The organism is Polaribacter sp. Hel1_33_78, from assembly GCF_900106075.1.
Classification (GTDB): Bacteria; Bacteroidota; Bacteroidia; order Flavobacteriales; family Flavobacteriaceae; genus Polaribacter.
Genome location: NZ_LT629794.1, coordinates 16,455 through 31,773 on the forward strand (window position 1 = coordinate 16,455; position 15,319 = coordinate 31,773).

17 protein-coding genes are annotated in these 15,319 nt (G+C 29.6%); 8 read left to right on the forward strand and 9 right to left on the reverse strand.

Annotation, left to right across the window (positions count from 1 at the left end; all coding sequences use genetic code 11):
- The first annotated feature begins 12 nt into the window (after positions 1 to 12).
- From BLT88_RS00070 to BLT88_RS14100, 3 genes are all read left to right on the forward strand, one after another.
- Positions 13 to 954: a DUF4917 family protein gene (locus tag BLT88_RS00070; RefSeq protein WP_091952157.1), complete on the forward strand. Its 942-nt coding sequence runs from the start codon at positions 13 to 15 to the stop codon at positions 952 to 954.
- 217 nt (positions 955 to 1,171) lie between these two features.
- The gene (locus tag BLT88_RS00075; RefSeq protein ID WP_157691088.1) at positions 1,172 to 1,801 is read left to right on the forward strand and encodes a recombinase family protein; all 630 of its coding nucleotides are present in this window, start codon (positions 1,172 to 1,174) and stop codon (positions 1,799 to 1,801) included.
- The gene (locus tag BLT88_RS14100) at positions 1,801 to 1,962 is read left to right on the forward strand and encodes a hypothetical protein (protein ID WP_157691090.1); all 162 of its coding nucleotides are present in this window, start codon (positions 1,801 to 1,803) and stop codon (positions 1,960 to 1,962) included. Before BLT88_RS00075 ends, BLT88_RS14100 begins: the two co-directional genes overlap by 1 nt.
- 264 nt (positions 1,963 to 2,226) lie before the next feature.
- Here BLT88_RS14100 and BLT88_RS00085 read toward each other — a convergent pair whose 3' ends face one another.
- The 3 genes from BLT88_RS00085 to BLT88_RS00095 form a co-directional block, all read right to left on the reverse strand.
- Complete coding sequence (locus BLT88_RS00085) at positions 2,227 to 2,487, reverse strand: hypothetical protein (protein ID WP_157691092.1); 261 nt, start codon at positions 2,485 to 2,487, stop codon at positions 2,227 to 2,229.
- On the reverse strand, positions 2,480 to 3,097 hold the full coding sequence (locus tag BLT88_RS00090; protein ID WP_091952161.1) for a hypothetical protein: 618 nt from the start codon (positions 3,095 to 3,097) through the stop codon (positions 2,480 to 2,482). The genes BLT88_RS00085 and BLT88_RS00090 overlap by 8 nt, the downstream gene beginning before the upstream one ends.
- 105 nt (positions 3,098 to 3,202) lie before the next feature.
- Positions 3,203 to 3,628: a hypothetical protein gene (locus tag BLT88_RS00095; RefSeq protein WP_157691094.1), complete on the reverse strand. Its 426-nt coding sequence runs from the start codon at positions 3,626 to 3,628 to the stop codon at positions 3,203 to 3,205.
- A gap of 311 nt (positions 3,629 to 3,939) precedes the next feature.
- Between BLT88_RS00095 and BLT88_RS00100 the strand changes: the two genes are divergently transcribed.
- The gene (locus tag BLT88_RS00100; RefSeq protein WP_091952163.1) at positions 3,940 to 4,656 is read left to right on the forward strand and encodes a hypothetical protein; all 717 of its coding nucleotides are present in this window, start codon (positions 3,940 to 3,942) and stop codon (positions 4,654 to 4,656) included.
- Between the two features lie 8 nt (positions 4,657 to 4,664).
- Positions 4,665 to 5,387 carry an endonuclease/exonuclease/phosphatase family protein gene (locus BLT88_RS00105; RefSeq protein ID WP_091952164.1) on the forward strand — a complete coding sequence of 241 codons (723 nt, stop codon included), beginning with the start codon at positions 4,665 to 4,667 and terminating at the stop codon, positions 5,385 to 5,387.
- Between the two features lie 162 nt (positions 5,388 to 5,549).
- Here the strand turns inward: BLT88_RS00105 and BLT88_RS00110 are convergent, their stop codons facing one another.
- The 5 genes from BLT88_RS00110 to BLT88_RS00130 form a co-directional block, all read right to left on the reverse strand.
- On the reverse strand, positions 5,550 to 5,735 hold the full coding sequence (locus tag BLT88_RS00110; RefSeq protein WP_091952165.1) for a helix-turn-helix domain-containing protein: 186 nt from the start codon (positions 5,733 to 5,735) through the stop codon (positions 5,550 to 5,552).
- Positions 5,720 to 5,932 carry a hypothetical protein gene (locus BLT88_RS00115; RefSeq protein ID WP_091952166.1) on the reverse strand — a complete coding sequence of 71 codons (213 nt, stop codon included), beginning with the start codon at positions 5,930 to 5,932 and terminating at the stop codon, positions 5,720 to 5,722. The genes BLT88_RS00110 and BLT88_RS00115 overlap by 16 nt, the downstream gene beginning before the upstream one ends.
- A 763-nt stretch (positions 5,933 to 6,695) precedes the next feature.
- On the reverse strand, positions 6,696 to 8,552 hold the full coding sequence (gene glmS, locus BLT88_RS00120; RefSeq protein ID WP_091952167.1) for a glutamine--fructose-6-phosphate transaminase (isomerizing): 1,857 nt from the start codon (positions 8,550 to 8,552) through the stop codon (positions 6,696 to 6,698).
- A gap of 14 nt (positions 8,553 to 8,566) precedes the next feature.
- Complete coding sequence (locus BLT88_RS00125) at positions 8,567 to 10,147, reverse strand: DUF4270 family protein (RefSeq protein ID WP_091955583.1); 1,581 nt, start codon at positions 10,145 to 10,147, stop codon at positions 8,567 to 8,569.
- 12 nt (positions 10,148 to 10,159) lie between these two features.
- On the reverse strand, positions 10,160 to 10,969 hold the full coding sequence (locus BLT88_RS00130; RefSeq protein ID WP_091952168.1) for a glycogen/starch synthase: 810 nt from the start codon (positions 10,967 to 10,969) through the stop codon (positions 10,160 to 10,162).
- Positions 10,970 to 11,066: 97 nt separating this feature from the next.
- Here BLT88_RS00130 and panC point away from each other — a divergent pair, with 97 nt between their 5' ends.
- The 3 genes from panC (at position 11,067) to radA (ending at position 14,501) form a co-directional block, all read left to right on the forward strand.
- The gene (gene panC / locus BLT88_RS00135) at positions 11,067 to 11,909 is read left to right on the forward strand and encodes a pantoate--beta-alanine ligase (RefSeq protein ID WP_036784763.1); all 843 of its coding nucleotides are present in this window, start codon (positions 11,067 to 11,069) and stop codon (positions 11,907 to 11,909) included.
- 68 nt (positions 11,910 to 11,977) lie between these two features.
- Entirely contained in the window at positions 11,978 to 12,922 is a 945-nt protein-coding gene (locus BLT88_RS00140) for a lysylphosphatidylglycerol synthase transmembrane domain-containing protein (RefSeq protein WP_091955585.1), read from the forward strand.
- Positions 12,923 to 13,139: 217 nt separating this feature from the next.
- Complete coding sequence (radA, locus tag BLT88_RS00145; RefSeq protein ID WP_036784761.1) at positions 13,140 to 14,501, forward strand: DNA repair protein RadA; 1,362 nt, start codon at positions 13,140 to 13,142, stop codon at positions 14,499 to 14,501.
- A 62-nt stretch (positions 14,502 to 14,563) separates the two neighbouring features.
- On the opposite strand, the gene BLT88_RS00150 is transcribed toward radA, so the two are convergent.
- Positions 14,564 to 15,310 (reverse strand): uroporphyrinogen-III synthase, encoded by a 747-nt coding sequence (locus BLT88_RS00150; protein ID WP_036784758.1) that lies wholly within the window; start codon positions 15,308 to 15,310, stop codon positions 14,564 to 14,566.
- Between the last annotated feature and the right edge of the window lie 9 nt (positions 15,311 to 15,319).

Here is a 15,319-nt window from a genome sequence, read left to right on the forward strand (position 1 = left end):
CAATATTTAAGTATGGATTTATTTAAAAATCTAGAGGAGTTATGGGGGAAACCTTTGTTATTGGGTAATGGGTTTAGTGTTTTAAACAATCCAACTTTTAATTATACTAATTTAATTGATGAGATAAAAAATGAGTATGAAGACGAAATGACAACTATTTTAAATGATAACAATAATAAAAATATAGAAGAAATATTGTTTAAAATCCAATCGAGTATTGAAATCTGTAAAATATTAACTATTGACGTTGAAAAAATTAAAAAAGTAGAAGAAAAACTAAAAAAAAGTTTTATCGAGACAATAACAAAAATTCAACCAGATTGGAATTTCTTTAAAACCGAATCAGGAACCTTATTTGGTAATCAATTAAAAAAGTTTGGAAATATTTTCACTACAAATTATGATTTAAATCTATATTATTTAATGGTACAATCTAAAAATGGGTTGATAAATCATTCTGACAACTTCTCTAATGATGGAAATTATTTGAAATTTGATAATGAAAACAATGAAATACATAGACATCACATTTATTATTTACACGGAAACATAATGTTGTTCAGTAATGAAGATAATGTGTACAAAGTAAGACATTCACAAGGTCAAAGAATAGTTTCACAAATTGAAGAAAACTTAAATAATAACTATCTCCCTTTAATCATAACTGAGGGAAACTCTGAACATAAATTAAATAAAATAAATGGGAATAAATACTTAAGGTTTTGTTTTAAAGAATTTAATAAACTTAAATCTTTGGTCATATTTGGTCATTCTTTAAGTGAATTTGATAAACACATATTAGATGTTATAAATGATTCTAAAAAAAGAGTTTATTATGGATTAAATAAACCTACAAATGAAAAAATTAACAAAGTAAAATCTTTATTTGGTGAAAATATTGAACTTAAAATTTTTAACTCAAGTTTACTTTTCAATACTGACCAAAATTCTTAAAGAGAATTCATTACTCTATCAATCTTCTCCAGTAAAAAAAAATGACTCCGATAAAATAACGAGTAAGACCTCTATTTTATAAAAAAGTATTTCTCTCAGTTACAAGAAACCCCCCTTCTACTTCCCTTTAATTTATAAATAAATAGGGTTCACTTTATTTGGATATATCATAGGTTTTTAATACATTTAAGTGTTGAAATTAAAAGGAATCACTATTATGAATAAAATGGTAATTAAGTACAATAGAACATCAACTATCAATCAAAAGGGAGGAAGGTTTGAGTTAGATAAGAACAAATACGATTTAACTATAAACGATTTTGGAGTTAGTGGTAAAATACCTTTCAAAAAGAGAGAAGGAGGTTTTCAACTTATTGAACTGGTAAATGAGAGTAAGGTTGAGAAAATTGTTTTTGAGGATTTGAGTAGGTGTGGTAGAACTCTGAAAGATTCAATTAATACATTGGATTTCTTTTTGGAAAAGGGTGTGGTAATAAAAATCAGAAACATTGGTATTGAATCTCATACTCCTAATGGTGATAAAAACCCTATGTGGAATATTGTTACTTCTATCCTTTCATCAGTTTATGAAATGGAAAGAGAGAGAATCTTAGAGGTTACAGAGATGGGTAGGAAAAATTATGTAATGAAGGGTGGAAAGTTAGGAAGGAAGTTAGGAAGTAAAGAAGATACTGTTGTTTGGTTAAATAAACCTCAAACCAAATCCATTATGAAACTTCTCAAAATGGGAAAATCTAATAGAGATATTATTGGAAGGTTGAATTGTTCTCCTAAAACAATTACAAAGTGTAGAAATCATTTGAAACAAGATTTAATTATTGTGTAATGAGTAAAAAGAAAAAATTAAATAAAAAAATCAGAGATAGTTATGGAACTATTACTCTGAAAGAATTAATTGATAGAGGTGAGTGTTCTCCATTTCATCACTTGAGTGATGGAAATTATATCGGAGGGTTAACAATACCTAATTCAACTGGAATTAATTAAACCTAATATGGAAACAAAAAGAATAATTAAAAAATATAACATTAGTGAAGATGAACTTAATTCACTTCGTAGATTTTGTGAAATAATAATTGATTTTAAAGGAAATAAGAACAAACAAACTTTACATACTAATCATTTCAAATAAAATAATCTATCAATCTGATTCTTATTGGTTCTTACAACCTCACTACAAAGAAAAACCCCCACCATTACTGATGAGGGAGTTTCCAAATTATGAATATGAAGTAACAAAAATCATAACTCTTAATTTTTAATTAGTTCTAACCTTTGAATACATTTATCTAAACTGAGATTCTTATCTAATGAAACTTCAATTCTTTCACCTAAGTTCTCATAGAACATAAACTGACATAAAACCTCATTTGTCCAATAGTTTCTTTTTTGAACTATTCCATATCTAAACATACCACTCTCATCTAAATAGGTTTTTGTGTAGGTAGTGTTTTCTTTGATTTTCCCTAATGGGGAATTAACCGATTCTCTTAATCTTATTTTATTACTCATATCTCTTAATTTTATTTGTTTTAAAATACTCTTCAATTAACTTATCCCAAAGTTTTATCTCTTTTTCACCAAAATAAACTTTGTAATTTTCGTAGTTAGGTTGAAAATCAAATTTTAACTTCACTCCACTCTCAACCAATTTTTCAATATCACTATTTATGAGTTCCTTTAACTCAGAAGGTTTTGGTCTTTTCACATAATGATTTATTACACTCCACAAATCTCTACCAATGGGAATTCCCTTTCCTATTTCATCTATATATTGAATAACACTATCTGATTCCTTATCAGTTATTATCCCATTCAAACTCAGAATACTATTATTGATTCCAAAATGAGGAGTAACTTTAATGATATATTGGATTTCATCATCTACATCACTACCAACAACCATAAGGTGTTTGTAATTTTTGAAAGAGAAGTTCGTTCCATATTTGAAATACTTTCTTTCATCGTTATTTGAAGTACCCTTTAACACTTTGTTTCCGTTTTGAGGTTGGTTAGGATTATTCACCACATCCCTTTGTAATAGTGAATCAATTAATTTGTTAAACTTTTTGTTGTTTTCTTCCATTTGTTTGGAAACTTTATTTTCTAATTGTTTTTCCATTTTGATTTAATTTATATAACTTTTATCAGTTGGTTCTCACTTATTATATTAGGGAGGAGAAACCGTTAACCCCTTTTACATCTATATATTTAGTACTCAATTCACTTACACACTAATTTGATTTTTAGTGTTAGTGATTTTTTTCAACCACCATTCTTCAATTTCATCCATCCCATAATCCGATTCAATATGTTTATAGAAATCTTCTTTATTAGTGAAAACATACCTTCCAAATGAACCTTCATAATCACAAAAATCAGAATTGAAAAAGGGTTGATTAACTCTTTTATCCCAAATGATAAATTGTTCTTTATTGTAATGTTTATGAACTGAAAAAGTGATGTGATGAATAACTCTTCTCTCTTTTTCTTTTGGTTCTCCATTTTCATCCCAATAATTAGGATTCAATGTATTTACCAAATACTTTCCATCTGAATCACTACAACCATCATACTCTACATTAAAACCCATTTTCGTAATGATGTGATTTGAAACTTCATTCAACAACTCATTTGTTTTTACTTTACTCATAATTTAATTTGTGATGTTATCCCATTTCACTCCATCGGTTTTGTTATTAATTAATTTTTGATTCTCTTTTATTTATTGAGGTTTCAAATCTCATTTCCCTCACTAACAATACTATAGTTAGTCGATGTTTTACTTACACACTAATTTTATTTTCAGTGTTGGTAATTTTTATTAATTCTCACTTTTAATAGGTGGAGAATTTTAACCCCTTAATTACTCTCCTTAAATTACTCGAGAGATTACTTACACACTAATTTTATTCTTAGTGTTAGTAATTTTATTATTATTCTAAAATTCTTAAATTTGGAAATATGGAAGACAAGTGGAGAATCAATAAAATCGGAGATGATTTTTATTTCATTCCAAAAAAGGAAAGAGAGGAAAAGTTAGAGTATGAACGATTACTGAGTAATATCAGTAAAAGGGAAAAGAAAATTGAATCTGAATTAGTAAAGATTGGAAAACTCAAAGAAGATTTGAGGAATATGAAAAAGGATAGAACTAAGGGATTTAATAAAATGATTAAGTATCATAAAAAGTTCCTACCTTCTTTTTCAATATTCTTGGATGGTGATGATTTTAACCCTCAATGGGGTATGTGGGTCTCAATTGGTGGTAAGAGAAAATATATATATATCGGTACCGTTGGTGATGTATCGTATCACTTAGATTTATTAGAAGATAATGTTCCTCATTACAATAAGAATAATAGATATGAGGATGGACCAGTAGGATATTATAATTCATTAAACCCTAAGAATTACGAGGGTGATGAACATAAAGAAATCATCATATCCAAAATTGAATCTTATGTTTGTGATGTTGTTAAGAAGAAGATGTTAGGTATTTTAAAGAAAGATGGGAATTTAGATAGGTTCTATGATAAAAAATATAAATTGAAAGGAATTGAAATTCTTTATGATTTATATAAAAAATCTCCACATTACACACCTCCTCAGAAAGAAAGAGAAAAGAAAAAAGGAGGAAGATTAAAACCTCTGAATGTTGGTAAAAAGAAAGTCTGGTAAATTAAAACATGAGAGTAATAACATGGAATTGTAAACAAAATTTTAGAAAAAAATATTCAGATATTGAATTTTTTAATCCTGATATTTTAGTAATTCCTGAATGTGAATCTTTGGATAAGATAAATTTTAAGTTATTCAAAAATCCTCCTACGGATTCTTATTGGATTGGAGAAAACCAAAATAAAGGATTAGGAGTTTTTACTTTTAACAATTTTAAAATAACTCTTTATAAAAACTATAATGAAGATTTTAAATATGTACTTCCTCTTATCATATCAAATAATAGTGAAACATATAATCTAATTGGAGTCTGGACTCAGAAAATTGGACCCAAGAAAAAGAACCATATTAATTACATAAGACAATTTAAACTTTCAATGGAAGTTTATAAACCCTTCTTAAATTTTAAAAACATAATAATCTGTGGGGATTTTAATAGTAATCTAATTTGGGATAACCCTTTTAGGATAGATAAAGTTCATAAGAAAGTTATAGATGATTTAGAAGAAATGAAAATATTCAGTTCCTATCATAACTTCTTTAATGAAGAACAGGGTAAAGAATCAATACCAACTTATTACCACACTCATAATAAGGAAAAACCTTTTCATATAGATTATTGTTTTTTATCTAAGAACTTATTGGATAGAGTTGTTAAAGTTACAATTGGTGAATATGACAATTATATTGATAAGAGTGACCATGTACCAATTTATATAACTATAAATTAACGATTGTTTCTAATCGGTATCAAAATCAATAATTTAAATTAATACATCAATCAACAAAGAAACCAAATTCCATCAACTGATATATTAATTACAAATCTTTCATTCTTTATAGTATATCAAATAGTGATTCATTCTTATTTTGATACTATACTTATTTTTGAACTACACTAAACTATGATTTTGTTTCATTTGATTTTCCCATTCTAATAAATCGGTTTTCCTGATGTATTTTTTATGAGATGATATTTCTATCATTGGTAACCCAAACCTTCTTCTCCATTCTTCTATGGTGGTTCTATTTACATTATACATCTTCATTAATTGTTGTTTGGTTATTCTTTCTTCCATTGTTTTTCTTCTTCTTTTTTTAATAGTTCTTTAAATAATTTTTGATACCCTTCTTTATCTTTTTTCATTCGATAAGGTTCTAATTCTTTGTGGAAGTTTTTAACCAGTTTTGATTTTCTGATGAACTCATCTGTGAACTCTTTTGAATTATCTTTTATCCATTGTATAGATTTAGAATCTAATTTATTTTGTTTCATTATCTATCAGTTTTATATAAATAGTATCAACCTTTAGTTTTAAGTAAAAGGTTGTAATCTTTTTTTCAAACTTTTTAAATTGTTTGAATTCATAAAATATTTCACAATTAGATATAAAGATTCCATTAGGGAATTATTCCCTTTATTGAAAACTTTACCATTTTTCAGTTGAATCTAACAAATACCCCAACAACGATTCTTCCTATATGTATTTTTACGAGTTCATACCTTTCTTCCTTTACCTCTCGGAACACTAATGAATGGTTTTACCTATCGGTGAGTATTGTTCATTATCGGATTCTTCCCCCTGTGTCAGGTGTAGTTCTCGGTAGATTAAGTATTTCTTAAAGTAATCTACAACTCAGTAGAACAATGTGTTCTGAGTATAAGTATTACAAAGTGAAGGAAAACGTAAAAAAATAGAAGGATTTTTATTTAATAACTTCTACAATAGGAGGAGTAACAACAACTACATCTTGTTTATTTATTCGTTCTTCACGAATTAAACCTTTCTTATAAATGGAATGAACGTGGTTGTTTTTAAATACATTTCCACGAGGTGTTTTTAATCCTTCCTCATTTAGAATTTGAGATATCTTTCTGTATCCAATAGGGGTAAGAAAATGTTCTTTTAAACCCCTTATTTTATCAAATAAATACTTCTGATATCCTGAATATGGAGAACTCCAAAGATGTGTAGTTCTTATTGATATTGAGAAGGTTACTAACAGTTTGTAGGAGTAAGAGTAATTGTCACAAGCAACTACTCCACTGTCACTGACTTTGCTAAATTTCTAGGTTGATCTACGTTCTTACCTAACATTAAAGCAATATGATAAGATAATAACTGAAATGGAATTGTAGTTAATAACGGTGTTAATGCTTCTTCTGTTTCAGGGATTTCAATTACATGATCTGCAATTTCTCTAACCTGCGTATCTCCTTTTGTAACTATCGCAATAATTTTTCCTGATCTAGCCTTTATTTCTTGAATATTACTTACAACTTTTTCATAATGACCCTTTTTTGTAGCAATTACAAAAATTGGCATGTTTTCATCAATCAAAGCAATTGGTCCATGTTTCATTTCTGCTGCAGGATACCCTTCTGCATGAATATAAGAAATCTCTTTTAACTTTAAAGCACCTTCTAAAGCAACTGGAAAATTAAAACCTCTACCTAAATACAAACAATTTGTAGCGTCTTTATAAACCGCTGCAATCGATTTTACATGCTCATCTATTTTTAATAGTTCTTCAACCTGCTTTGGTATTAATTGCATTTTATGCAGATAATTATTAAAAGCATCATCTGTTAAAGAGTTGTTTGCTTTTCCTAATTTTAATGCAATTAAAGTTAACACTGTTATTTGTGTTGTAAATGCTTTTGTTGAAGCTACTCCAATTTCTGGTCCTGCATGTGTGTAAGCTCCTGAATGCGTTTCTCTTGCAATCGAAGAACCTACAACGTTACAAACTCCATAAACAAAAGCACCTTTAGATTTTGCTAATTTAATAGCTGCCAGTGTGTCCGCAGTTTCTCCTGATTGTGAAATAGCAATTACTATATCCTTATCCGTGATTATTGGATTTCTATATCTAAACTCTGATGCATACTCAACCTCAACCGGAATTCTTGCCATATCTTCAATAAGATACTCTGCAACCAAACCTGCATGCCAGGAAGTACCACAAGCAATAATAATAATTCTGTTTGCATTTAAAAATCTATCAAGATTATCGTCTATACTAGACATCTTAATCATATTTTTATCAGCCAACAATCTTCCTCTAAACGTATCTGTAATTGCCTTAGGTTGCTCATGAATTTCCTTTAACATAAAGTGATCATACCCCCCTTTTTCAATTTGCTCTAAATTCATTTGAAGCTTTTGAATAATAGGGTCTACCTTAGAATCATCATGAATTTTATGAACTTTTACTTTTTTACCTATTTTAATGATTGCCATTTCTTCATCTTCTAAATAAATAGCATTCTTTGTATATTCTATAAATGGTGAAGCATCTGAGGCTATAAAAAATTCCTTATTATCTTCCCCTACTCCAATTGCAATAGGGCTTCCCAAACGCGCAACCACTATTTCATCTGGTTTTGTTCTATCAAAAACCGTAATTGCATACGCACCTATTACAGTATTTAAAGCCAATTGCACCGCTTGTCCCAGTTTACAGTTTTCTCTCTTTTTTACTTCTTCAATTAAGCTAACAAGGACCTCTGTATCTGTATCACTTTTAAAAATGTAACCTCTATTAATTAATTCTTTTTTAATGGTATCATAGTTTTCTATAATTCCATTGTGTACAATAACCAAGTCTCCAGATTGTGAAAAATGTGGATGAGAATTTACATCATTAGGCACTCCATGAGTTGCCCAACGCGTATGACCCATTCCAATATTTCCTTTTTTTCTTACTTCATCATTATCCGTTATAAGTTCTAAATCGGATACTTTTCCTTTAGTTTTAGAAAGTTGCATTTGCTCTCCATCGAAGATCATTATTCCAGTACTGTCATAACCTCTGTATTCTAATCTTTTTAAACCATTTATGACTATTGGATATGCTTCTCTAAAACCTATATATGCTGATATACCACACATAACAATTCTTTTTTTTAATTCTTTTTCTCTGAGTATGAAATTTTAAGTACCGCTCTTTTATCTCCATTAATGACCTCATGATTCAACAAAGTAACGGCTTTTGGATTCCAGTTATAATTTTCAAAAACAGTACTAGAAAGCGGATCATCACTACTATTATGTACTTTTAATTTTAATATCGGTAAAATATCATCCTCACCGCTAATTACATCTGAAATATAATCTGTAATTCTAAAAGTATATTTTTCTGCTCTTCCATTATCATCTCTTTCTAAGTTACCACCAAAAGTAGTTTCACTATACGTATCTTTTATTTGACTGAAACCTGTTGGAGAACTTGAATCTGTAACAATTCTATACATGTAGAGTCTACTAGGAATTGCTGTTGTATCAACTGATTGATTAATATAAAATGTTAAAGACGCATCATTAACTAACCAATTATTATTTCTCAATTCTTCAATTTTATCTGCAAAACCGTTACTATCAGCATCCTCTCCGAAAAGATCTATTGAAACCTCACTACCTGCAGCTCCTTGTAGTTTTATTTGATTGTTTACTGGATATACTTTCTCTTCCATTTTATAAATAGCAGATCTTACTCCTGAAAATAAAAATGAATCGTTTTTTTGAATTGTATCGATAACCTGACCTTTAGTCAATACTGTATTGGTGTAGTAAACTTCAATAGAAGGATTTAATGCTGGAACAGTATTACTAAAATTAAAAGAAATTAAAGACCCTTCATCTCCTTTTGCTTCTAGAATTACTCCTCTAAAATAATCATTAAATGCATCTTGAGACTCAAATTCTGATAATTCATATTTATCTAAAAATATTTCTTTAAACTTATCTTCATTTAACGGAATCACAGCAAATGGCAAAGGCACTCCAGATGCAGTAGAAGTTACATATTTTATAGTGTCTTTTGAATACAATACATTACTACTTAACCTTCTTTTTACAACGATTACTGTGTCGTTTTTATTAGGTTTAAATTGATAATTAATTGGATCATTTAACTCAGTTCCTTTCTTGTCAAAAACATCGTTCGAACTGTATGAATTTAATTTTGATGGATCTGCAGGATTTAGTCTGCTTAGGTAAGTACCTGTTTCATATGCATTAAAAGTAAATGCTTTTGATTGATCTCCGATAATAGAATTTAAGGTGTAATCTGGACCTGAGGATGTATTTTCATCTAAAGTAGCAGTATACGGTAACTTTACGAAAACAGTATCTATTGTAGTGACAACAACAGTATCGAGACCATAAATATTTTCATCATCTACTACTTGTAATCCGTTTCTTATCGCTATTTGGGAAACCACAGATGCTTCTATTTTTTCATACTCTGAGCTTGCATGCACCCCCAGTAAATATTCGCTTGGTTCTCTCGTAATATTGTCTGACAATACATATTCAACTAGACTATTTTCTGCTTTAATCTCTACAGAATATGCGCTTGTGTTAAACTTTGTATTACTAATAACATTCGATCCAATGTCTGTAAAGTCCTCTTCACATGATATGATTGCTGAAAAAAATGACAACAAAACACCTATATAAACACTCTTTTTAATAATCTTTATCACTTTAAAAAACAATTAATTAGCTGATAGTAAATCAGCGTAAAAATTCAAATAAGATTCTTTTAAATTCTCTGATTCATATTCTAAAACAGGCATTCCTTTTTCTTCAATAAAGGAACTTAATTCTTCTGGAATTATTTCACTCCCGTGAATAATTGCATCAGAATTTTCTATTGCACTTTTTAAAATATTAGTATGGGTAGGTGTCTCTATAGTCGATATCTTGTCATTTTCAGATAAATCAAACTTAACTTTCACTGCTAAATCTGAATTTAATCCCCCCTCAAAACCGCTATTATAAAGTGAAGTAACAATTTTACTCTCCTTAAATAATGGTTCTTCCTTGTAAAACTCTCTTAAATATAGAGGTAATAAAGAGGCCATCCATCCATGAACATGAATAATATCTGGAGCCCAGTTTAACTTTTTTACAGTTTCTACAACACCTTTTGCAAAGAAAATTGCACGCTCATCGTTATCAGAAAATAATTCATCATCTTCATCCGTAAAAACGGCTTTTCTTTTAAAATACTCTTCATTATCAATAAAATAAACCTGCATTCGTTCTTTTGGAATAGAGGCAACTTTAATTATTAATGGCATATCTAAGTCATTTACAACGAGATTCATTCCAGATAAACGTATTACTTCATGTAATTGATGTCTTCGCTCATTAATCACACCATATCTTGGCATAAAAATTCGTGTCTGAACTCCTTTAGAATGTGCGTTTTTAGCTGAATTAAAAGCTGTGGAAGACAGTTCCGTTTCGGGTAAATACGGAACCACTTCAGACGATACAAATAAAATTCTCTTGTCCTTCATTAAATCAAACTCTTTTGTGAGAAGCGCAAAAGTACAAATTATTATGCTAATATCGTGTTAAAATGGTAAGTTTGCAGACTTTACTTAATTTTTAAGAATGAAAATTTTTAACACTAAACAAGAGATAAAATCATACTTAACCACTCAAAAAGAGGAGCACAAAACTATTGGCTTTGTTCCAACAATGGGTGCATTACACCAAGGTCATTTGTCCTTGGTTAAAAAAGCTAAGAAAAAAAATGATATAGTTGTCGTAAGTATTTTTGTGAATCCTACACAATTTGACAAAAAAGAAGATTTAACAAATTACCCAAAGACGATAGAAAACGATACACAATTATTAGAAAGTATTTCTTGTGATGTTTTGTTTTTTCCCTCTGTGGAAGAAATATATGATCATCATATTTTATCAGAAAAATTTGACTTTGATGGTTTAGAACATCAAATGGAAGGGAAATTTAGACCAGGTCATTTTGATGGTGTCGGCACCATAGTAAAAACACTTTTTAAAATTGTAGCGCCTAACAAAGCTTATTTTGGTCAGAAGGATTTTCAGCAATTGCAAATCATTAAAAAAATGGTTAGAAAAAATCGTTTAAATGTAAAAATTAAAGGATGTCCAATTTTTAGAGAAAATGATGGTTTAGCGATGAGTTCTCGGAATACACGACTATCGAAAGAACAGAGAGCGGCGGCACCTTTTATTTATAAAGTCCTTAAAAAAGTTAGAAAAAAATTTGGACCAGAAAATATTATTGAGCTAAATGAATGGGTAGAAAATCAGTTTAAAATGCATCCTTTCTTTAAATTAGAGTATTTTACAATTGCCGATGAAAAATCATTAGAAACTATAAAAAATAGAGAATCTAATAAAAAATATCGTGCTTTTATTGCCGTATTTGCAGGTAAAATTAGATTAATTGATAACATTAGATTATAATAAGATTAGTAAAAAAACAGTATTTTTACCCCTTGATAATTCAAGTTGTAAAATCTAAGCACTTAGTTTTGAATATAAAAAAGATTTTAAAAATTATACTTCCCCTCGTTTTGGGAGGTCTTTTAGTTTGGTATTCAATCTCTAAAATCTCTATTGAGATATTAATCGATTACTTTAAAGAAGCAAATTACACTTGGATTTTTCTTGGATTATTCTTTGGAGTTTTAAGCCACCTTTCTAGAGCTTATAGATGGAAATTTATGCTAGATCCTTTAGGCTTTAAACCTAAATTCACAAACAGTGTTTTGGCAGTTTTAGTGGGTTATTTAGTTAACTTAGCAGTACCAAGAGCAGGAGAAGTTTCTAGAGCTTTAGTCTTAAAAAACTATGAAGAAATCCCTTTTGAAAAAGGGTTTGGGACCATTGTAGCAGAAAGAATTGCAGATTTAATTATGATGTTATGCATCATTTTAATCACACTTTTTGTTCAATTCGATTTTATTTATGAACTCTTAACCAAGAATTTTAATCCAACGAAAATAATAATTGGTTTAGCAATTCTAATAATTGCTTTTTACATTTTAACATCTATTATTAAAAAAGCAAAATCTGGGTTTTTATTAAAGATTAAAACCTTTGTTTCTGGCCTAATAGAGGGTGTTACGAGCATCTTTAAAATGAAAAAAAAATGGGCCTTTATTTTTCATACCTTATTTATTTGGGCAATGTATGTTGCTATGTTTTGGGCAACAATTCCTGCAATTGAAGGCTTAGAAGTTCCTTTAGGTGGAATTTTAATCGGCTTTATTGCTGGTGGATTTTCTATCGCTGCAACAAATGGAGGAATTGGATTGTACCCAATTGCGGTTGCTGGAGCTCTTGCTTTATTTGATATTCCTGCAGAACCAGCCACCGCTTTTGGCTGGATTATGTGGACCGCACAAACTGCAATGATTATCGTTTTTGGCGGATTGGCCTTTTTGTTTTTACCTATTTACAACAAGGACAAGTAGTTTTTTGAGGTTACCAAAAGGATGCGCTTTCATTAATCGCTTTTTGCTTGTAGTCATAAAAATCAGTATTTTAAAAAAAAGCTCAAATATACCATTCAATCACTAACGCAACTTTTTACCGACTTTAAGAAAATCTTATTTTTTATCTGTTTTTTAAAAGTTATCAACTCATAAACTTTGTAACTTTGTTACTTTCAAACTTGGAAACTCTTTTTAAATGGCAAAAACCAAAACAACTTTTTTCTGTCAAAACTGTGGAACTCAACATGCAAAATGGGTTGGACAATGTGGCGCATGTAAAGAATGGAATACGATTGTAGAAGAAGTAATTCAAAAAGAAGAAAAACGTATATGGAAACAATCTACAACAGCTAAACAGGTTATAAATAAACCTTTAAAAATTGCTGATATTCAGCTAAACCCAGAAGAAAGGGTTGTTACTAATAATAACGAACTAGACACTGTGTTAGGTGGTGGTCTAGTAAAAGGCTCTGTAACTCTTTTAGGAGGTGAACCTGGTATTGGAAAATCCACTTTATTATTGCAAGTTGCTTTAAATATCAGTCAGAAAGTGCTGTATGTCTCTGGTGAAGAAAGTCAATCTCAAATAAAAATGAGAGCAGAAAGGTTAAAAGCGAATACTTCTAATTGTTTGATTTTAACCGAAACCAACACACAACAAATTTTCAAAAGCATTGAAGAAACGGAGCCAGAAGTTTTGGTTATAGATTCTATACAAACATTGCACACAAGTGCAATAGAAGCCTCTCCTGGAAGTATCTCTCAAATTAGAGAAACGGCTGCAGAGCTCATAAAATTTGCCAAAGAAACTGCTACTCCAGTTCTATTAATTGGTCATATAAACAAAGAAGGAAACATTGCTGGACCTAAAATTTTAGAACATATGGTAGATGTTGTTTTACAATTTGAAGGCGACAGGAATCATACCTACAGAATTTTACGGTCACAAAAAAACAGATTTGGCTCTACATCAGAATTAGGAATTTACGAAATGCTTGCAACAGGTTTAAGAGAAATCTCAAATCCATCTGAAATCTTAATTTCTAAAAAAGATGCAGATTTAAGTGGAACAGCAATTGCATCAACTTTAGAGGGCATTAGACCATTAATGATTGAGATACAAGCTCTAGTTTCTACAGCCGTTTATGGAACCCCTCAGCGCTCTACAACAGGTTACAATCTAAAACGTTTACATATGATTTTAGCTGTTCTAGAGAAAAGAGCAGGTTTTAAATTAGGAGCAAAAGATGTTTTTTTAAATATTACTGGAGGCATAAATGTAGATGACCCTGCAATAGACCTAGCTGTTGTGGCTGCTATACTATCATCAAATCAAGATATTGCCATTAACCCGAATGTTTGTTTTGCTGCGGAAGTTGGTTTAGCTGGAGAAATTAGACCTGTTTCAAAAATTGATCAGCGAATTTTAGAAGCAGAAAAATTGGGCTATAGAACCTTTGTAGCTTCAAAATATAACAAGATTTCTTCTAAAAACCATGAAATAAAATTGGTTTTAGTTGGTAAAATTGAAGAGGCTTTCGCTACTTTATTTGCATAAAAAAACCGAACTTTTCTGCTCGGTTTTTTTCTTCTACGTTTCTAAATCAACTTCAAAATATGTTATTTTTTATTCACTAATTTGATGTACTTATCTAAAGCCATCGTCATAGAGGGTGTTTCTGGGCTTGGCGCTGTAATATCACACTTTAAACCGGCTTCTGTAACAGCCTTTACTGTAGAATTACCAAAGGCAGCAATTCTAGTTTTGTTTTGTTTGAAATTGGGAAAATTCTGAAATAAAGATTCTATTCCTGAAGGACTAAAGAAAACTAGTACGTCATAAAAAACATCTTCTAAGTCAGATAAATCACTTACTACAGTTCTGTATAAATCTGCTCTTATCCAATTAACCCCTAAAGCATCTAATTCAGCTGGAATTAATGGCTTTAATTTATCTGAAGATGGTAATAAAAATTGTTCCGTCTTATGCTTCTTAATTAACTTAATTAAATCAGGAAATGTTCTGTTCCCAACATAAATTTTACGTTTTCTATAAACAACATATTTTTGCAAGTAATAAGCTACAGCTTCAGATTGGCAGAAATACTTCATACTATCTGGCACTTTAAAACGCATTTCTTCAGCAATTCTAAAAAAATGATCTACCGCATTTCTACTTGTTAAAATAATAGCGGTAGCTTTAGTTAAGTCAATTTTTTGACCTCTTACTTCTTTTACAGAAATTCCTTCGACATGAATAAAAGATCTAAAATCAATTTTTACTTTTTGTTTATCAGACAAATCAAAATAAGGGGAAGTTTCTGTCTTTGGAGGTGGTTGCGATACTAAAATCGTTTTGACTTTCATAAGCTTTCG